A 24,325-nucleotide genomic window follows, 5' to 3' on the forward strand; every position below is an offset into this window, starting at 1 on the left:
GGTGCTCCAGGCCGAGACCGAGACGATCACCCGCTACGTCGCGCGGCGGCGGCAGGCCGAGGCGTTCGGGGACTACGGGCTCGCGGCCGAGCTCGACACGATCCTCAGCGACGAGACGCGGCACAAGGAGGAGACCGACAAGCTCCTCCGCGACCTTGGGGCCTGAGCTTCCGGTCGGCATCACTCCGCGCCGGGTGGGCCAGCAGCCCCGCCCGGCCTCTTCGCCGCCATTCGCCTCTCTCTATCATGAACGGCAAAAGAAACATCGCGGCGGGCTTCCTTTTCCTGGCGGCCTTCATGGTCTACGGCTTCGTGCTCATCTACCTGCGGGACTTCGCGCCGGGTAAGGCAGAGTGGATCGCGAGCTACGCCGTCGGGGCGCACTTCGAGTCGCGCCTGGCCCACGTACACGGCAACCTCTTCGCCCTCCTCAACGTCGTGATCGGGTACCTGCTCTACCGTCTCCCTTACGATCCGCGCGCCGCGCGTGGGGTGTCGTGGCTGGCGCTCGTCGGGATGCTGATGCCGCTTGGGATCCTGGCGGAGGTACTTGTCGGCGCACCGCCTGCGTTCGTGCTCCTCGGCGGGGTTTCAATGGTGGCGGCTGTGGCCTGGCTGGGCGCCGCTTCGTTCTCGCTCCCGGCGGCATCGCCGGGCCGCGCGGCCTAGAAGAGCCGAGTCCGTATTGTGAGGTCAAACCACGCACGCGATGCACCGTATTCTCCTCATCGAAGACGAGCGACAGGTGGCCTCCTTTGTCCGGCAAGGGCTGGAGGAGGAGGGTTACGCCGTCGAGTGGGCTGCTACGGGGCGTGAGGGCGAGCGCCGTGCCCTCGCCGAACCGTTCGACCTCGTCCTCCTCGACCTCCGCCTCCCGGATGTGCATGGGATCGAGGTGTGCGAGGCCGTCCGCCGGCACGATCCCACGCTCCCCATCCTCATGCTCACGGCGCTCGACGCCATCGAGGACCGCGTGGCCGGCCTCCGCGCCGGCGCCGACGACTACCTCCCCAAGCCGTTCGCCTTCGACGAACTCGTCGCCCGCGTCGAGGCGCTCCTGCGCCGGGCTGCGCTCGAACCCGCCGACCGCGCCCACACCGACGGCCCGCTCGCCGTCGATCCTGCCACGCGGCAGTGTACCTGCTTCGGCGAGCCGCTCGACCTCTCGGCGACGGAGTTCGACCTGCTGGCCTACTTCGTCGCGCGCAAAGGCCAGGTGCTGACCCGCGACGAGCTCCACCGCGACGTGTGGGGCCACCGCTTCGACCGCGGCACCAACCTCGTGGACGTGTACGTCGGCTACGTGCGGCGGAAGCTGACGGCGGCGGGGTGTGCCGCACGGATCGAGACGATGCGGGGGGTCGGGTACCGGTACGTCCCGGCCGAGGACGTGGAGGTGTCGCGAGATGGTTGACGATGCCTCCCACGCGCAAGACGCGCACCCGATGGCGCTCTCGCGTTTGGCTAAGAAATCCCCGTCATTCCGGGTTCGGCTGACCCGCACGCTCGGCATGGCGCTGGGCTCAGCGCTGCTCGTCCTCGGCTTCCTCGTGGTGCTCGGAGCGTGGGCGTTCATGAACTACAGCTCCCGTGCTTACCTCGCCTCCGAGGTCAACAACTTCACCGCCCACGTCGTTCGGGGAGACCGGCTCGACCTTGATGCGTATCCCTGGTCCGAGCCGCACCACCGCTTCACCGAGCGCCACATCGACCCCCACTTCATCCAGGTGTTCGACGCGGAGGGTCGGCCCCTTCGCTCGTCGGCGAACGTCGCCCGGCTCGGCGAGAGCTTCCCCGCCCGCCGCCTGCCCGTCACCGGAGCCGACCCCGGCGTCGGGCGGCTGCGGACGTTCGAAGCCGAAGGTACGTCCTTCTATTACCTCGCGACGCCGCTCGCGACCCAGCAGGGAACCCCGCTCGGCTACCTCCAGATCGCGCGGTACGAGCCGGGCATCGGGGCGATGATCGGTCGGATTGGCTTCGGGCTCGCCGTGGGATACGTCGTCGCGCTCGCCGGACTCCTCGCCCTGCTGTGGGCCGTCGGTGGGCGCGTCGTCCGGCCGCTGGAGGCGATGACGACGGCTGCGCGGAACCTCTCGCCTGACCGGCTGGACCAGCGCGTGCCCGTCCCCCCCGACGCCGACCGGGAGACGGCTGAGCTTGGCCGCGCGCTCAACGACGCCCTGACGCGCCTCGAAGGGGCGTTCGACGAGGTCCACCGCTTCACCGCCGACGCCGCGCACGAGCTCCAGACCCCGCTGACGGTCCTGCTCGGCCACGTCGAGGTGGCGCTCCGGCGCGAGCGCTCAACGGAGGCCTACCGCGAGACGCTCCGCGTGCTCCAGGCGGAGGCCGAGGGGCTGGTCCGCACGGTGCGCGGGCTCCTCGCCCTCGCGCGCAGCGAGGGGCCGTCAGCGCCCCATGAGTTCGTGGACCTCGGCCTCCTCGCACACGAGGAAGCCGACGCTGTCCGCCCCCAGGCCGAAGCGAAGGGGCTGGCGCTGACGGTCAGCGCCGAGGCCGGGGTCCGAGTGATGGGGCACCCGACCCTCCTCCGCGAGGCCGCGCAGAACCTCCTCGACAACGCTGTGAAGTACACTAATGCGGGCGAAGTACGTGTGGGTGTGCAGCGCCGCGATGGGCACGTCGCGTTCGCCGTGGAGGACACGGGCGTCGGTATCGCGCCCGAGCTCCTCCCCCACGTCACCGCCCGGTTCTGGCGGGCCGATGGCGTGCAGCACCTGCCGGGGAGCGGTCTGGGGCTCCCGCTCGTCGAGCAGGTCGCCACGTATCACGGCGGCCGGTTCAGGATCGACTCGGAGCCCGGCGTCGGGACGCGCGCCGAGATGCTGCTGCCGGTGGGGTAGTCGCCTTTTGTACTTGAAGCTTACCAGGCGTAATTAGGCAAAACGAACGCTCTTCCATCGAGGTAGCCTGGCAATGCTTGAGGACATTACGCTTTTTAAAGCGCTTGGCGAAGCGCTCGCCATCGGCCTCCTCATCGGGGTCGAGCGCTACAAGAGCCGTAGCGCCAATCAGAAGGCGTCGGCCGGTCTGCGAACCTTCCCCGCGATCGCACTCCTGGGCGCGGTCTGCGCCCTGATGGAGGTCCCCAGCTTCACGGTGGTGACCTTCGGCGCGCTCCTGGTGCTGATCGGCGTGGGCTACTGGCGCGAGTCGGCGAAGAGCCTCGGGCTGACGACCGAGATCGCCGCGCTGCTGACGTTCTGGTTGGGCTATCTGGTCGGGACCTACGAGGCCTTGATAATCAGCGCGGCCATCGTGCTCACGATCCTGCTGGCCTCCAAGGACGTGCTGCACGGGTTCGTCAAAGGGAAGGTGAGCGAGATCGAGTTCTACGACACGCTGAAGTTCCTCGCCGTGGTCTTCGTCATCTTCCCCCTGTTGCCGAATCGCGACATCGGTCCGTACGAGTTCTTCAACCCTACCGAGATCTGGCTATTGGTCATTCTGGTCTCGACGATCAGCTATTCGGGGTACGTGCTCATTCGAATCCTGGGTAGCAAACGCGGCCTCCAGGTCAACGCGCTGGTGGGTGGGCTCGTCTCGACGATGGCCGTGACCATGTCGCTGGCCGAGCGGGCGCGTAAGGCTCCCGAGGCCTCTCGGCTCTTCGGTATAACGGGGGTGATGGCGAATGCCGTGCAGTTCCCGCGCCTGCTGGTGCTCGTCTGGGTCGTCGACCGGGATCTGGCCCTGTTCCTGGCGATCCCGCTGATGGGCGCGTTCGTCGTGGGCCTAGTCGGGGCCTGGGCGCTGGGGCACGTCCGGAAGGTCTGGGAGGAGGCCCCTCCGGCGGAGATGCTTCTTGAGAATCCCTATTCGTTCTGGCCGGCCCTCAAGTTCGCCCTCTTGTTCGTGGTCGTGTTCCTATTTACGAAGCTCACGACCATCTGGTTGGGCGAGCAAGGCGTCTATCTCGTTAGTGCGGTCGCCGGTCTGGCCGACGTAAGCGCCATCTCGCTGTCGGTAGCAGACATGTCCCACAGCGGGTCGGTGTCGTTGCTGGCAGCGTCGGTCGCGATCTTGATCGCCGTGTCGGTGAACGCCTTGATGAAGTGGGGCGTAGCCCTGGTCAACGGCAACCGTGAACTGGCTTTCTGGCTAGGCGGCGGGTTTTTGACGATGCTGACGACGGGGGTATTGCTGGCCTTTGCGGTCTCAGGCTTTTGAGTAGCCCCAGAGAGATCAAGCGTCCCAGCACGTCGAGGCGATCATCCGTCGTGATTGCACTCGGTCATGCCAGGAGCAGGTAGAGCAGGCCGCCCGTGGCGAGGAGGGTGAGCGCGAGGATCGCCATTCCTTTCCAGTAGGGCAACACCGGCGGTTGAGGAGCATCCCACGACATGGCGGCGAGCGGTTGATCGTCAGGTGCTGTGGAGGAGGTGCATGACGTGCTCCATCCAGGGTGTTGCCCGGAGGACCGTCACGGCCCCGGCGAGGACGGCGACAGCACCCGCGACCCAGTTCAGGTGGGCGCGACGGGACGGTCGGAGGAGGGAGCCGAGCGTGGCGACGGCGAACAATGCCGGGACCGTAGCGAGGCCGAAGGCCGTCATGGTGAGCGCGCCACCGAACGCGGAGCCCGAGGCGACGGCGAGGGCGAGCGCGGCGTAGACGAGTCCGCACGGGAGGAACCCGTTGAGGAAGCCGAGGCCGAGCGTCGAAGCGGGGCTCCGGCGGCGGACGAAGAACGCGAGGGCGGCGCGGAAGCCGGGGAGCCGGGCGAGCGCACCCCCGCCCTCCAGCCACCGCGTGTTCCGCATCAGCCCGATCCCCATCCCGATGAGCACGACCCCAAGCGCGATGCTCAGCGCGTCCTGCATTCCGGCGAAGAGGCTGCCGAGTCCGGCCCCGAGCGTGCCTGCAACGGCTCCGAGTAGAGCGTAGGCCCCGGTCTTGCCGAGGTAGTAGAGCCCCTGCCGGAGGTGGAGCTGTGCCGCCGAGGGCTGGTCCTGCGCCAGCAGCAGCACGAGCGGCCCGCACATCCCCACGCAGTGGAGGCTGCCGGCGAGGCCGAACACGAAGGCGGCGGTGAGCGCGGCGAGGTCCATCGCGTCAGGCGGCGCGGGGTCGCAGTTCGACCTGCCCGCCGCGCACCCGCGTCTCGAAGGCGGGCTGGCGGTGGACGCTCGGGCCGTGGACGATGGAGCCGTCTCGGAGGTCGAAGACGGAGTCGTGCCACGGGCAGCGAACCGTGCAGCGACCATCCTCGCAGCCCTCGACCTCACCCTCGTCGAGGGGGCCGCCGGCGTGGGCGCACGTCGCCGCGAGCGCGTAGAGCGCTTCGCCGTCGCGGTAGAGGAGGACCGGCTCGCCGTCGTACTCCGCTCGCGTGGGCTGCCGCTCAAGGAGGTCGGCCTCGGTGAGGACGGCCTGCCAGTCTGCGTCTGCGTCGAACGAGGGCGCGTGGTCGGTGCCGACTTTGTGGGTGTAGACGAGGTGGCCGCCGAGCCAGGCCGAGGCACCGCTGAGGGCGAGGGCACCGAGCGAGAGCGCCACGCCACGCCCGTGGCGGCCGTGCCGCCGCTCACGAATGGAGAGGCCGTAGAGCACGACGTTGAGGTCGTTGAGGGCGGCGTGGAGTGTGGCGGCCCCGGCCGCCGGCTTCGGGATGCCCGAGAAGTCGGCGAGTCCGGCGAGGGCCGTCGGTACGGCGGCCACGGTGCCGAACGTGGCGAGCGCATCGCCGGCCCAGCGCGCCTTCCGGTTCCCGCTCGCGAGGGCGGCTACGTCGAAAGCGGCCCCCGCCGCCCACGCACCGATGACGAAGTCGGTGAGGACGACGTGGAGCGGGTGGCCGAGCCAGGTCCCGTGGAGGAGGTCGGCCAGCGCGCGCGTCGGTGTGCCGCCCTGGAGGATGGCCTCGTGGAGGTCGTGGGCGAGGGCCTCACCGCGCTCCTGCAGACCGGGGATCGCGTCGAGGGCGGTTTCGGCGTACTTCGTGATAGGCATGATAGCGAGGGGCAAATGACGAAGGGGTCTGTCCGAGTGTCGTACTACGACGGGTTGGTGCCGGTCCCCGTCCGAGCGTCTCCTCCCGGAGCAAGGTCGGAGAGGCGCGCACGGAGGCGGAGCGCATTCCACGTCACGAACGCGCTCGAGAGCACCATCACGACGACGGCCACCAGCGGGTGGAGCAGCCCGGCCACGGCGAGCCCCAGCCCGACGGCGTTGTAGGCGAACGTCCACACGAGGTTGTGCCGGATCGTCTGCCGGGTCTGACGCGCGAGGCGGACGAGCCACGGCAGGCCGCGGAGGTCGGGGTCGTAGAGCGCCACGTCGGCGGCTTCGACGGCGAGGGCAGCCCCGCGCGCGAGGGCGATCCCGACATCGGCGGCGGCGAGCGCGGCGGCATCGTTGATCCCATCTCCGACTGCGGCGACGGGGCCGTGCGCGGCGCGGAGCGCTTCGACACGGGTGAGCTTGGCTTCGGGCGAGGCGTCGCCGCGGGAGGGAACGCCGAGCCGGCGTGCGAGAGCACGTGTAGCCGCCCCCCGGTCCCCCGAGAGCATCTCGACGTGCAGCCCCTCGGCGCGCAGGGCACGGACGGCGGCCTCGGCGTGTTCCACGGGGTGCTCGGCTACCGCCAGCACGGCGACCGGGTGTGCGTCTACAGCGAGAAACAGCGCTCGGCTTCCTTCTGCTTCGATGAACTGGGCAGCGTCGAGGAAGAGGTCATCTCCCCGCTCGCCGTTCAGCACACCGACGTTCCCCACGGCCACCTCACGCAGGATGCCCCCACTCCAGACCAGCCCGCGTACGCCGATGCCGGGCAGGACGTGGGCCTCGACGACCTCGGGCAGGACCAACCGACGGACTCGGGCCTCAGCGTAGACGGCCTCGGCGAGTGGGTGCTGTACGCCTCCCTCCACCGCTGCTGCGAGGGCGAGCAGCCGGTCGCCGTCGGCCTCGCTCTCAGGGGAGAGCCACTCAGGGGAGAGCCCGGCGACGACCGGCCATCCTGTCGCTCGACCATCGCCACCGACGAAGGCGGGGGTGGAAGCGACGCTAACCAGCGCACTCGGCGGTGGCACGATCACGCGCACTCGGCCTGACGTCGTACCGGTGAGGGTGCCGGTCTTGTCGAGCACCACGGCGCGGACGTCGCCGAGGTCGAGGAGGGCCTGCCCGGAGCGGACGAGGAGGCCCCGGCGGGCGGCGGCCCCGAGTGCGACGTGGAGTACGAGCGGGATCGCGAGGCCGAGCGCACACGGGCAGGCGATGAGCACGACGGAGAGCGAGGCGTAGAGCGCCCGCTCGAACCCGGCCACCCAGAACCATCCCGCGAACGTGGCGAGGGCGAGCGCGACGACGCCGGGGATGAGCCAGCGGAGGATGCGGTCCGTCGTCTGCACGATCCGGGGCGGACGGGTGAGCGCCTCGCGCATCAGGCGCTCGACGCGGGCCAGCCGCCGCTCCGTGCCGGTCGCGGTGACGCGGACGACGAGCGACCCGTCGAGGCTCGCCGTGCCCGCGTAGACCGATGCTCCCGGTGCTTTCGCAGCGGGCGCGCTCTCGCCCGTCAGCTTCGACTCGTCCACGAACCCCCGTCCGCGTGCGACTGCACCGTCGGCCGGGAGTACGTCCCCGGCGCGGATGCGGACGAGGTCGCCGACGCGGAGCTCGTCGGGGAGGACGGAGCCGGGGTCGGGGCGGAGCCGCTCGTAGGCGACGGTGGGCACGTCGAGGAGGCGGCGGAGCACGCGCGTCGTCTCGCCGCGCGTTCGGGCATCGAGGTAGCGGCCGAGGGTGTAGAGCGCGAGGAGCATGGCGGCGGTCTCGAGGTAGACCGGCCCCGTCCCCCGCACGAACGAGACGGCGCTCGCCGCGACGGCGCTCGTCGTGCCGAGGGCGAAGAGGACTTCGAGGGTGAGCCGGCCGCGCCGGAGGTCCCGGAGCGCGCCGTGCAGCACGGGTGGGCCGAGGAGCACGAGCGCGGGGATGGCCGCGAGCAGCATCGCCCAGTGCGCCGCGTCCCAGTCGCTTTCGAGCGCACGGAGGGTGCCGAACCCGTATCCGGATGAGATGGCGACAGAGAGCACCATCGTGAACCCGGCCAAGAGTGTGCCGACGAAGAGCCGGTAGAGGAGCGCCTGCTCTTCGGGCGAGCGCCCCTCTCCCACCCCGCTGCCCAGCACCTCGGCCACCATCCGGCAGCCATAGCAGCAGTACACGGCCTTTGGCGCGGCGTCGCCGCCGGGCACGCCGCCTCCCGGCACGGGGAGATCGCAGTGGGCGCAGCGGTTCATGACGAGGGACTATTCGGGGAGCACGGTGTCGGCGGGAGGGGCTCCTTCAGTACGGGGAATACCCTGGTTCTCGGGCAGGGCCAGTTCGTCGGCCGTCCACGGCTGCGAGCGCCCCACGAGGGCCTCGCGGATCGCGGCGACCTCCTCGGCCGAGATCGGGCCAGCGTCGTTGCCCCAGCTCGAACGCTCGTGCGTCGTGACGGCGGCGATCTCCTCATCCGAGAGCATCGGCCACGCCGGCATCGCCCCGTCGTACATCGTGCCTTCGACCTCAATGGGGCCGCTCAGCCCGTGCAGAACGACCCGAACGAGAACGCCCTTGTCGCCCTGCACGACTTCGGAGCCGGCGAGGGGCGGGAACGTGCCAAGCACGCCCTCGCCACCTGCTTGGTGGCAGGCAGCGCACCGCGACTGGTAGATCTGCGCCCCGTCTACGGACTCCGCGGCGGCCAAGGTGGGCACCGTCGCACTCGGGTGCTGGAGCCAGGGGTACGGGCTGAAGTCGCCGACGTAGCTGCCGAGGTAGTAAACGCCTATGAGGATCGTGCCGAAGATGGCGACCCACAGCCACATCGGCGGAGCCTCCCCCCCCTCCGGCGCGAGGGCGCTCTCCCGGAAATACGGCGAGAGCTGGTCGAGCGGCTCGTCGTGTTCGGTCTCCTCGGCCACGCCGGCAGGCGCCAGCGCGGGCTGAGGCTTGCTCGTCGGGTCGTGTTTTTCGTCGGGCATGGCGGCTACTCGGTGGCTCTGGCGGCGGCGGGCGTCCCGGCGGCTTCCAGCTTCAGCGTCATGAGGTAGGCGAAGAGCGCCTCGGCCTCGTCGGTCGGGACGACGAACTGACCGTCGGGCGGGGCGTAGGCGGGCGCAATCGTCACCGGCTCCTCCGAGGCGAGCACGGCGGCGGGCGGCTTCACCTCGAAGAGCCACGGGTAGGGCGGCATCACCGAGCCGGGGCTGACCGAGCGCGGCTGGTAGAGGTGGGCGAGGTGCCAGTCGCGCGAGGGCTGGCGCGAGGCGATGTCGTGGAGGTCCGGCCCGGTCCGCATCGTCCCGAGCAGGTGGGGGCGGTCGAAGACGTAGTCGCCGGGGAGCGAGCCGCGCGGCCCCCACCCGCGCGCGATGTCGCTGCCGTAGCCCTCGGCGCGCACCTGCTGCGTGTGGCAGTAGATGCAGCCCTCGCGGATGTAGACGTCGCGCCCCAGCGACTCGACGTTCGTGTAGGCGCGGGTGCCGGGCGTCGGCTCGACGGTGGCGAGCTGGAGCTTCGGCACGAGCGAGAGCGCCGTGTAGCTCATCGCAATTGCGGCGAACGCGCCGAGGAAGAGGAGGACGGGACGGGTCAGCATGGCGGAAGGGCCGAGGAGTCGGTCAGAGCAGGTTTGCGTCGGTGCCGGGAGTGGCCGGGGTCGTGCCGCCGTCGCCGCGCCCAAAGAGGCCCTCGGGCGGCGGGCGGAAGTAAACGGGGCCGGCCGGGGTCGGGCCGCGATGTCGGACGATCTGCCAGACGAGGTACGCGAAGACGAGGTGGCCGACCGTGATGAGAACGCCCGCAATCGAGCGGCTCCACAGCCACGGCTTCGTCGCGCCCACCGTCTCGATGAACGGGATCGAAGCGTCGTTCACCATCAGCCCCTGGATGATGCCGCCAGCGGTGAGCCCCACGACGTACATCCCGATCCCCAGGCCCGTCGTCCAGAAGTGGACGGCAATGAGCTTTCGGCTCCGCCACTCCCACCCCGTCACACGCGGGAGGAGGTAGTAGAGCGACCCGAAGGCGACCATCGTGGCGAAGCCGTAGACGCCGAGGTGAGAGTGCGCGATGGTGTGGTGGGTGAAGTGCGTCACCTCCATCAGCGAGCGGAACGGCATCAGCGCGCCCTGGAGGCTCACCACGGTGTAGCTCATCGCTCCGAAAACGACGAACCGCAGCGTCGGACTGTAAAAGACCCGCTTGATCCGTGCGAAGGCCGTCATGTGGTGGTTGACAGCGACGACGAGGACCGGGATGATCATCATCGCGCTGAACACGATCGACACCGTCACCACCCACTGCGGCGGCGGCCCCCCGACGAGGTGGTGGACGCCGGCCCAGTTGTAGAAGAGGGCTAGGGTCCAGAAGCCGAGGTACGAGAGGTGGTAGGAATACACCGGCCGGCCGACCACCTTCGGGATGAAGTAGTACGCCGCCGCCAGCCCTACGGGCGTCAGCCACAGCCCGAGGATGTTGTGGGCGAACCACCAGTTCACCGTCGCGTGCGGCACGCCCGAGTAGATCGGTAGTAGCACGGCGATGAGGAGGATCGGCGTCCAGAGCATGCACGCGCCGAGGTACCACACCGAGATGTAGAGGTGCTGCACGCGGCGGTGCGGCAGCGACGAGAGCAGCGCGAACGCCACGAGCCCCAGCGCCGGCACGATGAAGAAGAAGGCGATGACGGGCATCTCGATCCACTCGACGCCCGTGGAATACCCCGCCAGCAGCCCGAGCGTCCCGACGAGCACGCCGAGGTTCCACAGCGCGCAGCTCGCGAGCAGCACCCACGGGTGGCGGACCTCGGTCTTGAGCAGCCGCCCCCACAGCCAGATCATGATCCCTACGTCCACCATCGAGAGCCAGCCGTAGATCATCGTGGCGAGGTGGGCCGGGCGCACGCGCCCGAACGTGAGCGCCGCCGTCTGCCCCAGCCAGTCCGCCTCGTGGAGCTTGAACGAGGCGATGAGCGCGAAGACGGTCCCGACGAGGAGCCAGAAGACGCCGCTGAGGACGTAGGCCAGCACGGGCCGCCGCGCCGCCGCATCCACGCTCCTTCGCCACGAGGCGACGGTCTCGGGGACCGCGTCGGTTCGGGCGTCGGCCGTGCGAACGTCGGGCATACCGGGATGGGAGGTGCTCATGAGGTCGGCAGCGTGCGGGTGAGCGGGTGGCGGCCAGCCGAGGCATCGCTCGGCGCGTCGCCCGGCGCGAAGAGCTGGTCCTGCGGGATGCCCAGCGGCTCGGCCTCGTCGAAGAGCACGAAGGCCCCGGCCGAGAGCCGGCGGAAGAGCCCGGCGCGGTCTGCCCGAAACAGTACGGTGAGCGTGACGCCCGCCCCGAGGACGAGCACGCCGAGGACGACGAGGAGCGGCGTGTAGGTCATGCCGGTGGAGAGAGAGAAGAGAGCGGAATCGGCTCGGCGTGGGACGTCGGCTCCGGCGGTGGGGCCGTCCGGGCCTGGGCATCTCGGATCACCCGGAACAGGATGACGGCGAGGAGGAGCGTGGCCGCCAGGAACAGCGCGATCACAAACCCGGCCGCGGCGCGCTCGACGTGGATGCGGGCGTCGCTCATGCGGACACCTCCCCGCGCTCGGGGCGGGCGGGAGCAGAACGTCGGCCGGTCGGGCGGAGCGAAGCCGGCACGTTGCCCAGCACGGTCTGGTAGAGGTTGCGCGCTGTGTACCACCCCGTCTCCACGTCCTCGCGGTCGGCCACGCTCAGGCGGTCGCTCCGACGGATCGACTGCTCGATGGCCGGGGCGCGCTCGGCCAGGAGCAGGGCGCGGTGCGCTGGCGTCTTCAGGATGCTCGCCAGGTGACCGGCGCGGACCGCGAGGGCGTGGAGGTCGGCCTCCCCGTCCACCTCAGACGAGTCGGTCCACGTCAGGAATGCCCGGAGCGACGTGCGGAAGATGGCCAGCATGTCCGCTAGCGCTGCCGCGTAGTCGGGTGGCGTAGCGACGAGGTATCGCTCGGCCTGCCGCAGGTGGGCCGCGGCCTCCTGCAGGAGCGTGCGGGTGCGTTCGGCGCGTGGCTCGCTCACGACGCGCCTCCTCCCGTCTGGAAGACGAACAGCAGCATCACCGTATCGGTCCGGGCGCGGATGCTGTGGGGCAGGCGCGGCGGCAGGTGGATCCACGTCCCGGCGCTGGCGCGGGCGTCGTCGGGGCCGAGCGTCACGTCGGCCTCTCCACTGAGGAAGTGCAGGGCGACGGGATGCGGGGCCGTGTGCTCCGCGAGGGCTTGCCCGGCCTCGAACGGGAACGCCAGCACCTTCACGTGGTCATCGGTGAAGACGGCGCGCCCCTGGACGTGCTCCGTCGGGTGCGGGGCCTGGGCGACCAACTCGTCCACGTGGGCCGCGAGATCGGGGATGAAGGTGTAGTCCATAATCGGAAGTACTGTTCGTTCGGAGTCGTCTCCCCTAAGCAGGAAGGGGCTCCTAAGCAGGAAGGGCTCGCGGAGGCATTGGTTTCATCTTTTGTTTTGATGTATTCATCGACGTAGCCTATCAGGTCACGGTCATCGTCCCTTGCATCATCACGTAGTGGCCGGGGTAGGTGCAGATGTAGCGGTAGGTGCCTGGCTCCGACGGGGCCGTGAACGAGACCCGCACCGTCTCGCCCGGTGCCGACATCGGCGTGTGCGCGAGGATGGCCGGGTCGTTCGGGATGTAGTCGGTGTCGACCGCGGTCATCGCCGCCTGCCCGACCCGGTTCGCGACCTCGTCGTCGTTCGAGGTGAGCACGACGACGTTGTGGTGCATGGCCTCACTCGTGGCCGTGTTCTCGAAGACGATCGTGACCTCCTGCCCGGCCTCGACGGTGAACGAGGTCTGCGCGTACTTCATCTCGTTGTCGACGGGTTGGATGGTGACTTCGGCCGGTCCGCCGCCGCACGCGGCGAGGACGAGAGCGAAGAGCGGGAGGAGAAAGAAGGAGCGGAGTAGGTTCATGATGTTGGTGAAGATGTTTCGTGGTGAGGGGTGATAGGTGAGGTCCGGACTGTTCGGAAAGACCTGGCGATGGAGCGCGGGGCGCGTCGGACCTCGGCCGGCCGAGGTCTTGCTACAGCTCGGGGCGCGAGCCATCCGGCGGCGAGGAGGGCGAGCACCTTCGCCCCTTCGGCCAGGCCGTAGAGCAGGTGCAGGGGCGTGCCTGAGCCTTCGGGTGTTCCTCCAGCGATGATGAGCACGGCCCGTGCGTCGAGGGCGGGTAGCAGCCACACCGTCTGCAGCAGCAGCGCTGCCCACACGATCCCCAGCGCGACCCACGTGCTGCGGCGCGGCCTTGTCGCCCACGCCAGTCCCACGCTCGCCAGCGCCAGGATCAACTCGGCCCGGTTCAAAGCCTGGAACACGTGTCGCCCCACGTCGAGTCCGACCGCAAGGGTCAGGCTGGGCGCGGTGAACTTCACGGGGGCCTCAATGAACGAGATGCCCACGACGAGCCCGGCCCAGGCGAACGCAAGCCCACCGAGGAGGCGGAGGCTCCAGGGTTGGTGCGGGGAGGGGGTGCGCTGCGGAGACATGGGATCCAAGTTCGGACGTGGGAAGTCAGCCTTTGGAGGTGAGAATGACGCTGTCACCGTCCGTATGGTCGAGGAGCGTGCAGGGACAGGATAGGTGAAACAGAATGAAGCAAGAGTTAATAAAGCAAGGAACCTTTATAATTAATTGCAACGCTCCTCCCGCCCTCCGGTACAGAGCTCTGGCTCAGGCGGAGGAGTCGTCGGGCGACTCGGTGCGGACGTGGCGCAGGATCACCGGCTTCTCCACTCGTCCGTGAGGCTACGGCGTCACCGTCGGTTGGACCATGCACGGAGCGCTTCGCTCGGGGTGCAGAAGAACCTGACGGTGCGAGTCCGGTACAGGCTCGGTCCCTTTCGTTGTCGCGTTGATCCCATGCTCCTTTCCCGGCGGTGCGAATACGCCATCCGTGCGGTACTCTACCTCGCCTCCCAGACCTCGGCCGCGCCGCTGCCCGTGCGGGAGGTGAGCCGGACCCTGGAGGTCCCCCACGCCTTTCTCGCCAAGACGGTGCGGGACCTCGTAAGAGCGGATATCGTATCGACGCAGCCGGGAACCGGGGGCGGGCTGACGCTGGCACGACCTGCCGCAGAGCTGACCCTCAAGGACGTGGTACTGGCCGTTGATGGGCCGGAGCTGTTCGAGGCGTGCGTGCTCCGGCTGCCGGGCTGCGGCGAGCTCCAGCCGTGCCCGCTCCACGAAGCGTGGGTCCAGACCCGCGAGCGGATCGACCGGATGCTCAGCGCAGCGACGCTCGACGCCGTGGCGGAGGCCACGCGCGCCCACGGCTTCCGGCTCTCCGAGACCGACGTGATCGGAAGCTGAGGGCGAGAATCACCGGCAGCAGAAGTCTACCGATCCGACGGAGGGGAACGACTATTTTGGAAGCATCGTGGATTCATAGGTCCACGAGTCCTATTTTGCTCGCGCGATCATTTTTTTGGCACCGCGACCGCTCCGGCTCCTCTGCTCTACGCCCATGACGACTCCGACGCCAGCGGACCCCGCCGTCCCTGACCCCGCTTCCTCGCTCCTCTACACCGCCCTCCGCGCGCTCGGCCTCGTCGTGCTGGTGCTCATGCTCCTCAGCATCGTCTACTCAGGCTGGATCGCCCTCGAGAACTGGGGAGACATCGGGGTCTAACCGTCGGTGTCGTCCCCGCCCTCCCTTCTCCGAGCCTCTGGCTTCCCTAGCCCACCAACGCCATGACGAAGCGCCACACCCGGCTGTTCTTCATCGGAGGAACGCTGCTCTTCGCCCTCATCTTCGTGGGGCTGACGATTGACAGCCACCGGCAGTTCGGCGAACTCACGAACGCCGAGAACATCACCGAGGAGGTGGTCGAGGGCAAGCACGTCTGGCACGACAACAACTGCATCAACTGCCACACCCTCTTCGGCGAGGGGGCCTACTACGCGCCCGATCTCACCAAGATCACCAAGCAGCGCGGCGAGGCCTTCCTGACTGCCTTCCTCCGCGACCCCTCGCAGTTCTACTCCGAGGAAGTCCACCGCCGCCTGATGCCGAACCCGGACCTCAGCGACACCGAGATCCGGCACGTGATAGCGTTCCTCGACTGGGTGAGCGAGGTGGATAACCAGGGCTGGCCGCCGCGGCCCATCCAGGTTTCGAGCGGGGCCCTGGCCGGCTCCAACACGGCGGTCGCCCCTACGACCGGGGCACCGGCCTCGACGGAGCCCGTGGCACTCGGCGAGGCGGTGTTCCGCGATCCCGCCTTTGCCTGCATGGCCTGCCACTCGACGCAGCCCGGCGTGACGCTGGCAGGCCCGAGCGTGGCCGGCCTCGGCACACGCGCGGCCGAGCGGGTCGCCGACCCCGGTTACGCCGGCGACGCGACGGACGCCGAAGGCTACGTCCGCGAGTCCGTCCTCCACCCCAGCGCCTACCTCGTGCCGGGGGCCAACTTCTCCACCGGTCCGGGTGGCGTCTCGCTCATGCCCACGGACTACGGTACCCGCCTCGACGAGAGCCAGATCGGCCACCTCGTCGCCTACCTCATGAGCCTCCGCTGACACGCCCCCGCTGACGCCTCACCCGCCGCCCTCATGCGCTACCGCACCCAATCGATCTCGTACTGGTACTTCGCCGTCGCGGTGTGCCTGTTCGGGCTCCAGATGGTCTTCGGCCTCCTCGCCGTCGTGAAGTACCTCGGCCCGGACCCGCTCATCGACGTGTTCCCGTTCGACCGCGTCAAGGCCGTCCACACCAACCTCCTCATCGTGTGGGTGCTGACGGGGTTCATGGGGGCCACCTACTTCGTCGTCCCTGAGGAGTCGCGCACGGAGATCTGGAGTCCGAAGCTGGCCTTCTGGCAGCTCGGCCTGTGGGTCGTCGCCGGGGTCACGGCCGTCGTCGGCTACCTCTTCGGGTGGACGGCGGGCAACAAGCTCCTCGAGCAGCCCTACGTCGTCAAGCTCGCCATCGTCGTCGTGATGCTGATGTTCCTCTACAACATCCTCATGACGATCCGCAAGGCCGGGCGGTGGACGACGACCGAGGGCGTGCTCGTCGCCGGCCTCGGCCTCGCGGCGCTGCTCTACCTCCCGGCGCTCGCTTCGTTCGACAACTACACCATCAGCATCTTCTACCGCTGGTGGACGATCCACCTGTGGGTCGAGGGCGTCTGGGAGATGATCCAGGCCGGGCTGCTGGCCTACCTCCTCATCCGCCTCTCCGGGGCCGATCGCGAGGTGATGGAGAAGTGGCTCTACGTCATCGTCGGGCTCGTCTTCATCGCGGGCATCCTCGGCACGGCGCACCACTACTACTGGGTGGGCGTGCCGCAGTACTGGCTCCCCATCGGCGGGATCTTCAGCGCGCTCGAACCCCTCGCGCTCTTCGTGATGGTGGCCTACGCCTACGTCGCCATGCGGCGCTCGGGGCTCTCGCACCCGAACAGCCTCGCTCTCCACTGGACCATCGGCAGCGCCGTCTTCACGGCGTTCGGCGCGGGACTGCTCGGGCTGGCTCACACGTGGCCCGCCGTCAACAAGTGGACGCACGGCACGATGATCACGCCGATGCACGGACACTCGGCGTTCTTCGGGGCCTACGTCATGATCAACCTCGCCATCATCACCTTCGCGATGCCGGCGCTCACGGACCGCCGCGTCGAGGACAGCCAGAAGTTGGGCTACTGGGCCTTCTGGATGATGGTCGCCGGGATGTTCGGGATGACGCTGGCCTTCGCCGCCGCGGGCATCTCGCAGACCTACCTCGAGCGGATCATGGGGCTCGGCTACCTCGAGACCCAGCTCAAGATCCAGGTCCACATGCTCATGCTGACCATCACGGGCATCCTGTTCACGGTCGGCGTGGGGCTGTTCGTCGTCGACTTCTTCCGCGCCCGCCCGCGCCCGGTGCCGCTGGCCGTGACGCCGGTGCCGGAGACGCCCGAAGAGGTCACCGTCGTCGGAGCATGACTGAGACTACGCACCCCCTCAACGGCCTCGCCCACGAAGGCATCCGCCCCCCCGGCGAGGAGCCGTACTACCTCCCCGTCGGCGACGAGGTGGCGATCTTCGAGCAGTGCCACGAGCGCCGCCTCGCGGTGATGCTCAAAGGCCCGACGGGCTGCGGCAAGACGCGCTTCGTCGAGTACGTGGCGTGGCGGCTCGGCCGTCCGCTCGTGACCGTCGCCTGCCACGACGACCTCTCGGCGAGCGACCTCACGGGCCGCTACCTCATCCGCGGCGGCGAGACGGTCTGGCAGGACGGCCCGCTCACGCTCGCTGCCCGCCTCGGCGCGGTCTGCTACCTCGACGAGGTCGTCGAGGCACGGCAGGACACCGTCGTGGTGATCCACCCGCTCACCGACCACCGCCGGCTGCTCCCGGTCGAGAAGACGGGCGAGCTCGTCGAGGCGGCCGAGGGGTTCCAGCTCGTCGTCTCCTACAACCCCGGCTACCAGCACGTCTTGAAGGACCTCAAGCCGAGCACGCGCCAGCGCTTCGTCGCGCTCGAGTTCGACTTCCCCCCGCCCGAGCGCGAGGTCGAGATCGTGCAGCACGAGAGCGGCGTGGACCGGCCGACGGCGCACCAGCTCGTGACCCTCGGCGGGCAGCTCCGCCGCCTCCGCGACCGCGGCCTCGCCGAGGTCCCGAGCACGCGGCTGCTCGTGGCGACGGCTCGCCTCGTCGCCGGTGGCATCGCCCCGAAGACGGCCTGCCGCGTCGGTCTCGTCGGCCCGCTCTCGGACGATGCGGACCTCGTGGCCGCCATGCGCGACCTCGTGGACCTCACGATGGCCGGCTCGTAGGACGTCCAGCGAACGACGAGCTACGAATGGCGAGCCCTCATGTCTGAGCCCGAAGACGTACTCCTCGACGGCGCGCACCACGCCACGCTCTTCGCGCAGCGCCTCTGGCGACGGCACGCCGGGGTCGCCGAACCCGAGACCCTCCGCCTCGTCGAGGTGCGCGGGCGGCTCGAGCTGTTCGTGCGCGCCGCCTTCGGGCACGAGCTCACCGTGGCCGTGGCCGAGCCGCCGGCGCTGCCGTCGTGGTTCAGCCGGCTCGGGCGGCGCATCCCGCGCCACCTCGTCGAGCGCCGCACGCTCGCCTCGACCGACGGCGAGCGCCTCCGCCTCCCGCGCACGCTACCAGACGAGGACGACGACGCGCTGACGACCTACCGCCTCCTCGCCGCCGAGTCCGCCGCCCGCGCTGTGCGGGGGACGCCGCACCACCTTCCCGCTGATCCACTCGTGCGCGACCTCTACCTCGCGCGCGAGGCCGCCGCCGTAGACCATCGCCTCGCTACCGATCTGCCGGGGTTGATCCCCCCGCTCTGCGCCGCCCGCACCTCCGCGCTCTCCTCCCGGCCTCTCCCGAAGCTCCTCACCCCACAAGACGCCGCCGTCGAGGCCGAGGTGCAGGCCGTCCTCGCCGCCGACCCGACAGGCGGCCCGGTTTCCCCTTCCCCGGAGACATCGCTTAGATGGGCGAGAGAAACGGCGGTTCGCATCCGCGCGCTCGGCGGGACCTACCGTGGGCTGCCCGCCGTCGCGCTCTGGGGCGGCGTCGTGCCGCCGCCGCCCGCCGGGTCGGGCCGGAACGTCACACCGGGCGACGACCCCGATGCCTTCCCCGCCCGTCCCCGCATCAGCCGGATGACCCGCCGCCCCCAGATCCGCCAGGCTCCCGAGGACGAGGACGACGAGAGCGTCGGTCTCTGGATGATCCAGCTCGACGACCCGCAGGAGCACGTCGAGGACCCGATGGGCCTCCAGCGCCCGACCGACCGCGACGACGAGGCGGACCCCGACGACCTCGCCGACTCGCTCTCGGAGTTGCCCGAGGCGCGGCTCGTCGAAGCGCCCGGCTCCCCCCGCGAGGTCCTCGCCAGCGACGACCCGCCGCCGACGGGCGCGGCCCAGGTGTTGCGCGGCGGTCCGCAGCAGGGCCTCATTTATCCCGAGTGGGACTACCGCGCCGGCACCTACCACGAGTACGGGGCCGTCGTCCACGAGCGGATGCCGCCCCTCGGCGATCCGGCGTGGGCCGAGGGCGTGCTCGCCCGCCGGGCGGCACTCCTGCACGAGGTCCGCCGCCGCTTCGAGCGGCTACGCCCGCGCCGCCAGCGCCTCGGCCGCCAGCGCGACGGGCCGGAGGTGGACCTCGCTGCCTACGTAGCCGCCTGTGCCGACCGCCGCGCCGGCTGCCCGGCCGACGACCGACTCTACGAGGCCGTCCGCCCGGCCCGCCGCGATGTCGCCATTGCGCTGCTCGTGGACGTGAGCGGCTCGACCGATAGCTGGGTGACGGAGAACCTCCGCGTCGTGGACGTCGAGAAGGAGGCGCTCCTCGTCGTCTGCGACGCCCTCGACGCGCTCGGCGATCCGTACACCATCCTCGCCTTCTCGGGTGAGGGGCCGGAGTCCGTATCTATCCTCCCGCTCAAGGGGTTCGACGAGCGGACCGGCGCGGTCGTGCGGCGGCGTATCGCTGCGCTCGAACCGGATCGGTACACGCGGATGGGGGCGGCGCTCCGCCACGCGACGGCCCGGCTCATGACGAAGCCCGCCCGCCACCGCCTCCTCCTCGTCCTTTCCGACGGCAAGCCCAACGACGTGGACCGCTACGAGGGCCGCTACGGCGTCGAGGACGCGCGCCAGGCCGTCGTCGAGGCGCGGCTTCAGGGGCTCCACCCGTTCTGCGTGACGGTGGACCGCGGGGCGCCGGCCTACATGCCGCGCATCTTCGGGGCCGGCGGCTACGCCGCGCTCCACCACCCGGAGCACCTCCCGACGGTCCTCGTGGACGTACTCCGCCGTCTCGTGCGGGCCTGAACGGGCCGGCCTACGATTCGTCGGGATAGGTCAGCGCGCCGTCGTGGACGCAGGCGAAGTCGGTCAGCGTGTGGGGTTGCGCGCGGCCCGGCGCGATGATGTCGAGAGCTTCCCAGCCGCGCACGAGCAGGGCGTCGGCTACGAGGCGGCGATGGCAGCGCCAGGGGACGGCCTCGGAGCACATCATCGCCGTACGTCGCTCGGTGGCGAATCCTTCCAGCCGCTCCAGTCCCTCCCGGAACGCCTCCGTCGCCATGTAGTCGGCGTAGGCCCCGAACGAGGCCACGCGCCAGCCGGTGTTGGGCGAGTCCTCGGCCGGAGTGCCACGTCGTCCACCGAGGGCGGGGAAGTGAGCATAGGCGATGGTCCGGCCGGCCAGCGATGCCCGCAGCGCGTCTTCCCCGAAGTGCGGCTGGCGGCGCGAGCCGGGGAACCGCCGGACGTCGGCAATCTGCTCGACACCGGCCCCGACGAGCAGGTGTAGAAAGTCTTCCGGCTCCCGATTGGAGTGGCCGACGGTCCATATCTGCTTCGGGCGAGGCTCAGGCATGGGGCGAGGTTCAGGCTGCTATGACATCATCGAGCGCAGCGACGAGGTGCCCCGTGAGGTCGTGGAGTCTGCCGCCGTCCCACACCACGGCTCCGTCCGGGATGCTGTCCCTTGAGGCGGCCCAGACTACGGCGTCGGCATCATCGTAGGCATCGCCGGGGACGACGGCATGCACGTCGAGGTAGGCCGCGTAGGCGGGCGTGTGCTGGAGGCGGTGCGCGAGGGCATCCGGCGCAGCCAGGTCGTCCTCGACGACGGCCACGCGGAGCCGTCGGCCCCATCCCTCAGCGAGTTGGCCGAGCGCGTGCGCGGGATAGACCTCGGCAGCGATGGCGTGGAGCGTCTCGGCGAAGCGCTCGGCGAAGGCGGGCTCGCGCTCGTTCCACGCCGCCACGAACGGGTTGAGCACGAACGATCGGAGGAGCATCACCGTCGCCTCGTCCGGCTCGTCCTCCGCCAGCCCCGGCAGCATCCGGCCGAGGACGTGACGGTAGCGCCCGACGGGCAGCTCGGTCTTGGAGAGGATGAAGGCGTAGGCCCCGACGTCCTCGCGCCCGTCCACGTTCACGCGCTCCCAGAGGCGGCGCGTGAACGCGTTGAGCGCGGCCAGCGAGCGAACCCCGCGCCGGGGGACGAGCGCGAAGCAGAAGCCCACGCTGTCGGGCTCGGCGAGGGGGCGGAGCGCGAGCGGCCCGTCTGCGAAGCGTTCGTCGAGGGCGGCCACGAGCGCGCGGCTCGCCGCCACGCAGTCACGGACGAGCGCGCCGTGGCCCTCGGGGCCGAGCGGGACGACGGCCTGCGAGAGGTAGGCGCTCACGGCCGAGGCACCGGGCCGCGAGCCCTCCAGCGTCCACCGCCCGAGGAAGCCGCCGAACCCGTCCGCCTCGTCCGTCGGGATGTACGGCGCGGCATAGGCCACGGCATCGCGCACGCGGTAGTCGCGGCACAGGAGCGCCCCGGCTCCGTAGGGCACGTAGCCCCACTTGTGCGGGTCGATCGTGATGGAGTCCACGTCAGCGAGCGCGGCGACGGCGCGGTAGACGTCCTCGGATAGCAGCCCGGCCGGGCCGTCGGAGTCGTACGGAAGGGCGCGGCCGTCGTCGTCGCGGGGTAGCATCGTGGTGAGGTAGCCGCCGAAGGCGGCGTCGGCGTGGTGCCAGAACGAGAGGCCCTCGGCGGCGAGGTCGGCGCGGAGCGCTTCGACGCGGTGGAGCGGGTCGACGGCCCCCTCCTCGGTCGTGCCGCAGATGCTCACGGTCATGAGCACGGCCTCCTCGTGGGCAGCGGCGTCGCGGACGGCCTCGGCGAGTGCATCCATGTCGAGGCGGAGGTGCTGGTCCACATCGAGCGTGCGGAGCGCGTCGGCACCGAGCCCGACGATGTCCAGCCCCTTCGCCCATCCGTAGTGCGCGGCGTGGGAGGCGAGCACTACGGGGGGGCGGAGCGGGTCCGCCGGGAAGCAGGCGTTGTAGCGGAAGAGGAGCCCGCTGAGGCCCGCCTTGCGGACGCTCGGCAGCGCGGCCTTAAAAGTCGCCGTGGCCTCTGCCCCGTCTGCGCGAAGTGCGGTGTGGATGCGGGCGTGGAGTGCGATGACGGCCGGGAGCGGGAGGTTCATCAGCTCGAACGTCTTCAGTTCCCCCAGCGGCCGGGTGCCGCCACCGGCCGTTTCCACCTCCCACTCTGCATACCCGCCGAAGGCGGCATCGCTCGCGGCGAGGAGGCGCACGGCGAGCGGGTAGAGCCGGACGTTCCGCGCCAGCCACATCGCTTCGATGTTGGCGACGGTGCCGCCGCTGGCGAGGTGGCCCCACGCGTAGGGCGTGCGCACCCGCAGATCCTCGGCTGATAGCCGCTCCGTCAGGAGGGGCGGGTAGCCGACCATCCGCGCGAGGGCGGCTACGTAGGCCCCCTCCTTCCGTACCGTCTCTGGCGCGGCCTCGGCCACGACATTGTTCTGGTTGTAGAGCAGCCCGGCGAAGTAGCCCACGAGCGCGGGCAGCGTCGGATCGCTGACCATGTGGCCGACCTGGCGCGGGGAGAACAGCGGGGCACCGCGCTTGAGCTCGGCGAGGATCTGGAAGAGCTCGTCGCGGAGGCGGGCCTCGGCGCGCTCGTAGGTCGCCGAACGTTTCGTCTCCTCGGTGATGAGGCGGGGGTCGGCCGGGTGGTAGTTCCGCCGCCAGAACACGTGGTCGCGGAGGACCTCGGTGAGGAGGCGTTCGAGGAGGTCGGCGTTCTCGGCTTTCGGGCCGAGGAAGACGGCATCGTGCATGGTGAGCAGAAAGGGGTTACGCGGTGGCGGGCGCGGCCTCGCCACGGAGGTAGGCGATCACGTCAGCGGCGTCGTACTGGGGACGCTCGGCTGAGCCGAGGGGGAGGTTGACGAGGTCGTCGCCGGCCGTGAAGAGCCGCTCCTCGCGGCCCCCTTTCTGTGTCTGCCCCAGCCCGATGTTCGCCATCAGCCCGTTGCAGAGGCACGCGCGGCCGTGCGTCTCCTCCTCCTTGCCACCCTTGCGGACGTAGTCGGCCACGGGCTCGGCCGGGCATCGGCCCTGCACGCGGCCCTTCTCGTCGACGTACGCCTGCTGGAGATAGCCGAGGTCACAGATCCGCGTCCGCCCCGCAAGGTTCTCGGGGACGCCGAGCGTGCCTTTCATCTCGACGACTTTGAACGGAAACCCGGTGCCCGAGGCGCGCCCGTCCGTGCGCACGGCGAGGTCACCACGGTGGAGCCCGCCGATGAGCTCGGCCTTCGCCGCCGCCGGGTAGCCCGACTCGTCGGCGAGCGAGAACAGCGAGCCGACCTGGATGCCGGCGGCCCCGGCGTCGAGCGCCTCGCGCAGCTTCTCCGCCGTGCCATAGCCGCCGGCGAGCCAGAACGGCAGCCCGAGCGCGGCGATGCGGTCGAGGTCTGCGACATCGCGCTCGGTGTAGACCGGGTTGCCCTCGGCGTCAGTGCCCTTGTTCCGGGGCGGGGCGTTGTGGCCCCCCGCCGTCGGCCCCTCTACGACCCACCCGGCGATGCTTCCCTCGGGCAGCTTCTTGAAGAGGATGGACGCGAGGAGGTCGGAGGAGATGACGGGGTAGAACGCCGGGCACGGCAGCGGGCGCGGCTCCGGGACGAGGTCGGCCGGGTCGAGGTCGTAGAAGAACGGCCCCGCGCCCTCGGGAGCCTGTGCCGCATCGGCGTCGAGGCGGAGGCGGGCGGGCTGCCCGGCGGCGAGCTTGCGCACCTCCTCGACCTCCTCGATGGGGATCCCCGCCCCCATCATCACGGCGTCCACGCCGGCCAGGATCGCGCCGTAGAGGCACGGCAGCGTATAGCGCTTGAGCTTGGCGAGGAGATTGATCCCGATCGGACCCTCGTGCCCCTCCTTGGCGAGGGCGACCTCGCTGAACGTCGCCGCGGCGAGGACCCGTTGCGACTGGAGGGTCGGCTTGAAGCGGTGGATCGGGAGGAGCTTGTAGGGCGTCCCCTCCTCGATCCCGCCCTCGACGTAGAACCGCTCGGTGAGCCAGCCGACGACCTCGGGGTCGGGGTAGGCACCGAGCACGCGGAGACGCTGGTTCGGGTCGCCCTGCTGGAGCTCGCGCGCGAGGACCGTGTCGATGCCGGTGCCGGAGACTACGCCGAACTGGCCGAGCTCGGCGACGCGGCGGGCCAGCCGCCAGCTCGATACGCCGACGCCCATCCCGCCTTGGATGATCTGTGGGACCGCGTGAGAGAGAGGCATGACGGAGCACCTATTTAGGATGGCGTAGTCCTAAATATAATTACGCCCTCTCTCTCCTCCCCTGCATTCCTCGGAATCCTCCTTATTTACACGGACCCGCCGTGGCTCCTCTGAACCGCCCGCCCTTACGACCACACCCCCAGGGCGATCCCGACGAGCGGCGATCTAAACGAG

General features: G+C 70.1%; 26 protein-coding genes. 11 read left to right on the plus strand and 15 right to left on the minus strand.

From position 1 onward, the window contains the following. From ABJF88_08195 to ABJF88_08215, 5 genes are all read left to right on the plus strand, one after another. Positions 1 to 166, plus strand: a 166-nt coding sequence (locus ABJF88_08195; GenBank protein ID MEP0546897.1) for a ferritin-like domain-containing protein, incomplete at its 5' end; no start/stop codon positions are given. 80 nt (positions 167 to 246) lie between these two features. Further along, positions 247 to 669, plus strand: coding sequence for a hypothetical protein (locus ABJF88_08200; GenBank protein ID MEP0546898.1), 423 nt, complete (start codon positions 247 to 249; stop codon positions 667 to 669). Positions 670 to 709: 40 nt separating this feature from the next. Beyond that, a complete protein-coding gene (locus tag ABJF88_08205) occupies positions 710 to 1,414 on the plus strand; it encodes a response regulator transcription factor (protein MEP0546899.1) in 705 nt (234 codons plus the stop codon). A gap of 97 nt (positions 1,415 to 1,511) precedes the next feature. After that, on the plus strand, positions 1,512 to 2,867 hold the full coding sequence (locus ABJF88_08210) for an ATP-binding protein (protein MEP0546900.1): 1,356 nt from the start codon (positions 1,512 to 1,514) through the stop codon (positions 2,865 to 2,867). Between the two features lie 73 nt (positions 2,868 to 2,940). After that, complete coding sequence (locus ABJF88_08215; protein MEP0546901.1) at positions 2,941 to 4,194, plus strand: MgtC/SapB family protein; 1,254 nt, start codon at positions 2,941 to 2,943, stop codon at positions 4,192 to 4,194. Positions 4,195 to 4,388: 194 nt separating this feature from the next. Here the strand turns inward: ABJF88_08215 and ABJF88_08220 are convergent, their stop codons facing one another. The 12 genes from ABJF88_08220 to ABJF88_08275 form a co-directional block, all read right to left on the minus strand. Further along, positions 4,389 to 5,075, minus strand: coding sequence for a sulfite exporter TauE/SafE family protein (locus ABJF88_08220; GenBank protein ID MEP0546902.1), 687 nt, complete (start codon positions 5,073 to 5,075; stop codon positions 4,389 to 4,391). 4 nt (positions 5,076 to 5,079) lie between these two features. Beyond that, positions 5,080 to 5,976, minus strand: a complete 897-nt coding sequence (locus tag ABJF88_08225; protein ID MEP0546903.1) for a Rieske 2Fe-2S domain-containing protein — start codon at positions 5,974 to 5,976, stop codon at positions 5,080 to 5,082. A gap of 44 nt (positions 5,977 to 6,020) precedes the next feature. Beyond that, the gene (locus tag ABJF88_08230) at positions 6,021 to 8,273 is read right to left on the minus strand and encodes a cation-translocating P-type ATPase (protein ID MEP0546904.1); all 2,253 of its coding nucleotides are present in this window, start codon (positions 8,271 to 8,273) and stop codon (positions 6,021 to 6,023) included. Between the two features lie 9 nt (positions 8,274 to 8,282). After that, positions 8,283 to 9,002, minus strand: coding sequence for a cytochrome c (locus ABJF88_08235; protein ID MEP0546905.1), 720 nt, complete (start codon positions 9,000 to 9,002; stop codon positions 8,283 to 8,285). Positions 9,003 to 9,007: 5 nt separating this feature from the next. Then, a complete protein-coding gene (locus ABJF88_08240) occupies positions 9,008 to 9,619 on the minus strand; it encodes a cbb3-type cytochrome c oxidase subunit II (protein MEP0546906.1) in 612 nt (203 codons plus the stop codon). Between the two features lie 22 nt (positions 9,620 to 9,641). Continuing rightward, the gene (locus tag ABJF88_08245) at positions 9,642 to 11,147 is read right to left on the minus strand and encodes a cbb3-type cytochrome c oxidase subunit I (protein MEP0546907.1); all 1,506 of its coding nucleotides are present in this window, start codon (positions 11,145 to 11,147) and stop codon (positions 9,642 to 9,644) included. Between the two features lie 17 nt (positions 11,148 to 11,164). Then, positions 11,165 to 11,410 carry a hypothetical protein gene (locus tag ABJF88_08250; GenBank protein ID MEP0546908.1) on the minus strand — a complete coding sequence of 82 codons (246 nt, stop codon included), beginning with the start codon at positions 11,408 to 11,410 and terminating at the stop codon, positions 11,165 to 11,167. Next, positions 11,407 to 11,601: a hypothetical protein gene (locus ABJF88_08255; GenBank protein ID MEP0546909.1), complete on the minus strand. Its 195-nt coding sequence runs from the start codon at positions 11,599 to 11,601 to the stop codon at positions 11,407 to 11,409. The genes ABJF88_08250 and ABJF88_08255 overlap by 4 nt, the downstream gene beginning before the upstream one ends. Further along, positions 11,598 to 12,071 (minus strand): hypothetical protein, encoded by a 474-nt coding sequence (locus ABJF88_08260; protein MEP0546910.1) that lies wholly within the window; start codon positions 12,069 to 12,071, stop codon positions 11,598 to 11,600. The genes ABJF88_08255 and ABJF88_08260 overlap by 4 nt, the downstream gene beginning before the upstream one ends. Further along, positions 12,068 to 12,418: a cupin domain-containing protein gene (locus tag ABJF88_08265; GenBank protein ID MEP0546911.1), complete on the minus strand. Its 351-nt coding sequence runs from the start codon at positions 12,416 to 12,418 to the stop codon at positions 12,068 to 12,070. Before ABJF88_08265 ends, ABJF88_08260 begins: the two co-directional genes overlap by 4 nt. Positions 12,419 to 12,539: 121 nt before the next feature. After that, the gene (locus ABJF88_08270) at positions 12,540 to 12,983 is read right to left on the minus strand and encodes a plastocyanin/azurin family copper-binding protein (GenBank protein MEP0546912.1); all 444 of its coding nucleotides are present in this window, start codon (positions 12,981 to 12,983) and stop codon (positions 12,540 to 12,542) included. After that, entirely contained in the window at positions 12,980 to 13,558 is a 579-nt protein-coding gene (locus ABJF88_08275; GenBank protein ID MEP0546913.1) for a hypothetical protein, read from the minus strand. The genes ABJF88_08270 and ABJF88_08275 overlap by 4 nt, the downstream gene beginning before the upstream one ends. Positions 13,559 to 13,931: 373 nt before the next feature. Between ABJF88_08275 and ABJF88_08280 the strand changes: the two genes are divergently transcribed. The 6 genes from ABJF88_08280 (at position 13,932) to ABJF88_08305 (ending at position 19,867) form a co-directional block, all read left to right on the plus strand. Next, positions 13,932 to 14,381, plus strand: a complete 450-nt coding sequence (locus tag ABJF88_08280) for an Rrf2 family transcriptional regulator (protein MEP0546914.1) — start codon at positions 13,932 to 13,934, stop codon at positions 14,379 to 14,381. Positions 14,382 to 14,535: 154 nt separating this feature from the next. Further along, the gene (locus ABJF88_08285) at positions 14,536 to 14,700 is read left to right on the plus strand and encodes a hypothetical protein (GenBank protein ID MEP0546915.1); all 165 of its coding nucleotides are present in this window, start codon (positions 14,536 to 14,538) and stop codon (positions 14,698 to 14,700) included. A gap of 62 nt (positions 14,701 to 14,762) precedes the next feature. Continuing rightward, the gene (locus ABJF88_08290) at positions 14,763 to 15,590 is read left to right on the plus strand and encodes a c-type cytochrome (GenBank protein ID MEP0546916.1); all 828 of its coding nucleotides are present in this window, start codon (positions 14,763 to 14,765) and stop codon (positions 15,588 to 15,590) included. Between the two features lie 33 nt (positions 15,591 to 15,623). Then, complete coding sequence (locus tag ABJF88_08295) at positions 15,624 to 17,000, plus strand: cbb3-type cytochrome c oxidase subunit I (GenBank protein MEP0546917.1); 1,377 nt, start codon at positions 15,624 to 15,626, stop codon at positions 16,998 to 17,000. After that, entirely contained in the window at positions 16,997 to 17,836 is an 840-nt protein-coding gene (locus tag ABJF88_08300) for a CbbQ/NirQ/NorQ/GpvN family protein (GenBank protein ID MEP0546918.1), read from the plus strand. The genes ABJF88_08295 and ABJF88_08300 overlap by 4 nt, the downstream gene beginning before the upstream one ends. A 39-nt stretch (positions 17,837 to 17,875) precedes the next feature. After that, positions 17,876 to 19,867, plus strand: coding sequence for a VWA domain-containing protein (locus ABJF88_08305; protein ID MEP0546919.1), 1,992 nt, complete (start codon positions 17,876 to 17,878; stop codon positions 19,865 to 19,867). Positions 19,868 to 19,877: 10 nt separating this feature from the next. On the opposite strand, the gene ABJF88_08310 is transcribed toward ABJF88_08305, so the two are convergent. The 3 genes from ABJF88_08310 to ABJF88_08320 are packed head-to-tail and all read right to left on the minus strand — an operon-like array spanning position 19,878 to position 24,151. Beyond that, complete coding sequence (locus tag ABJF88_08310) at positions 19,878 to 20,417, minus strand: DUF488 domain-containing protein (GenBank protein ID MEP0546920.1); 540 nt, start codon at positions 20,415 to 20,417, stop codon at positions 19,878 to 19,880. Positions 20,418 to 20,427: 10 nt separating this feature from the next. Then, entirely contained in the window at positions 20,428 to 22,689 is a 2,262-nt protein-coding gene (locus ABJF88_08315; protein MEP0546921.1) for a pyridoxal-dependent decarboxylase, read from the minus strand. 16 nt (positions 22,690 to 22,705) lie between these two features. Continuing rightward, a complete protein-coding gene (locus ABJF88_08320) occupies positions 22,706 to 24,151 on the minus strand; it encodes a nitronate monooxygenase (GenBank protein MEP0546922.1) in 1,446 nt (481 codons plus the stop codon). Positions 24,152 to 24,325: the final 174 nt, after the last annotated feature.

Source organism: Rhodothermales bacterium, from assembly GCA_039944855.1.
Taxonomy (GTDB): Bacteria; Bacteroidota; Rhodothermia; order Rhodothermales; family JANQRZ01; genus JBBSMX01.

Bases quoted from the DNA above. Each gene is read 5' to 3' on its own strand.
- ABJF88_08200 (MEP0546898.1), top strand. From the start codon at position 247: ATGAACGGCAAAAGAAACATCGCGGCGGGCTTCCTTTTCCTGGCGGCC.
- ABJF88_08205 (MEP0546899.1), top strand. From the start codon at position 710: ATGCACCGTATTCTCCTCATCGAAGACGAGCGACAGGTGGCCTCCTTT.
- ABJF88_08210 (MEP0546900.1), top strand. From the start codon at position 1,512: ATGGCGCTGGGCTCAGCGCTGCTCGTCCTCGGCTTCCTCGTGGTGCTC.
- ABJF88_08215 (MEP0546901.1), top strand. From the start codon at position 2,941: ATGCTTGAGGACATTACGCTTTTTAAAGCGCTTGGCGAAGCGCTCGCC.
- ABJF88_08220 (MEP0546902.1), bottom strand. From the start codon at position 5,075: ATGGACCTCGCCGCGCTCACCGCCGCCTTCGTGTTCGGCCTCGCCGGC.
- ABJF88_08225 (MEP0546903.1), bottom strand. From the start codon at position 5,976: ATGCCTATCACGAAGTACGCCGAAACCGCCCTCGACGCGATCCCCGGT.
- ABJF88_08230 (MEP0546904.1), bottom strand. From the start codon at position 8,273: ATGAACCGCTGCGCCCACTGCGATCTCCCCGTGCCGGGAGGCGGCGTG.
- ABJF88_08235 (MEP0546905.1), bottom strand. From the start codon at position 9,002: ATGCCCGACGAAAAACACGACCCGACGAGCAAGCCTCAGCCCGCGCTG.
- ABJF88_08240 (MEP0546906.1), bottom strand. From the start codon at position 9,619: ATGCTGACCCGTCCCGTCCTCCTCTTCCTCGGCGCGTTCGCCGCAATT.
- ABJF88_08245 (MEP0546907.1), bottom strand. From the start codon at position 11,147: ATGCCCGACGTTCGCACGGCCGACGCCCGAACCGACGCGGTCCCCGAG.
- ABJF88_08250 (MEP0546908.1), bottom strand. From the start codon at position 11,410: ATGACCTACACGCCGCTCCTCGTCGTCCTCGGCGTGCTCGTCCTCGGG.
- ABJF88_08255 (MEP0546909.1), bottom strand. From the start codon at position 11,601: ATGAGCGACGCCCGCATCCACGTCGAGCGCGCCGCGGCCGGGTTTGTG.
- ABJF88_08265 (MEP0546911.1), bottom strand. From the start codon at position 12,418: ATGGACTACACCTTCATCCCCGATCTCGCGGCCCACGTGGACGAGTTG.
- ABJF88_08270 (MEP0546912.1), bottom strand. From the start codon at position 12,983: ATGAACCTACTCCGCTCCTTCTTTCTCCTCCCGCTCTTCGCTCTCGTC.
- ABJF88_08275 (MEP0546913.1), bottom strand. From the start codon at position 13,558: ATGTCTCCGCAGCGCACCCCCTCCCCGCACCAACCCTGGAGCCTCCGC.
- ABJF88_08280 (MEP0546914.1), top strand. From the start codon at position 13,932: ATGCTCCTTTCCCGGCGGTGCGAATACGCCATCCGTGCGGTACTCTAC.
- ABJF88_08285 (MEP0546915.1), top strand. From the start codon at position 14,536: ATGACGACTCCGACGCCAGCGGACCCCGCCGTCCCTGACCCCGCTTCC.
- ABJF88_08290 (MEP0546916.1), top strand. From the start codon at position 14,763: ATGACGAAGCGCCACACCCGGCTGTTCTTCATCGGAGGAACGCTGCTC.
- ABJF88_08295 (MEP0546917.1), top strand. From the start codon at position 15,624: ATGCGCTACCGCACCCAATCGATCTCGTACTGGTACTTCGCCGTCGCG.
- ABJF88_08300 (MEP0546918.1), top strand. From the start codon at position 16,997: ATGACTGAGACTACGCACCCCCTCAACGGCCTCGCCCACGAAGGCATC.
- ABJF88_08305 (MEP0546919.1), top strand. From the start codon at position 17,876: ATGTCTGAGCCCGAAGACGTACTCCTCGACGGCGCGCACCACGCCACG.
- ABJF88_08310 (MEP0546920.1), bottom strand. From the start codon at position 20,417: ATGCCTGAGCCTCGCCCGAAGCAGATATGGACCGTCGGCCACTCCAAT.
- ABJF88_08315 (MEP0546921.1), bottom strand. From the start codon at position 22,689: ATGCACGATGCCGTCTTCCTCGGCCCGAAAGCCGAGAACGCCGACCTC.
- ABJF88_08320 (MEP0546922.1), bottom strand. From the start codon at position 24,151: ATGCCTCTCTCTCACGCGGTCCCACAGATCATCCAAGGCGGGATGGGC.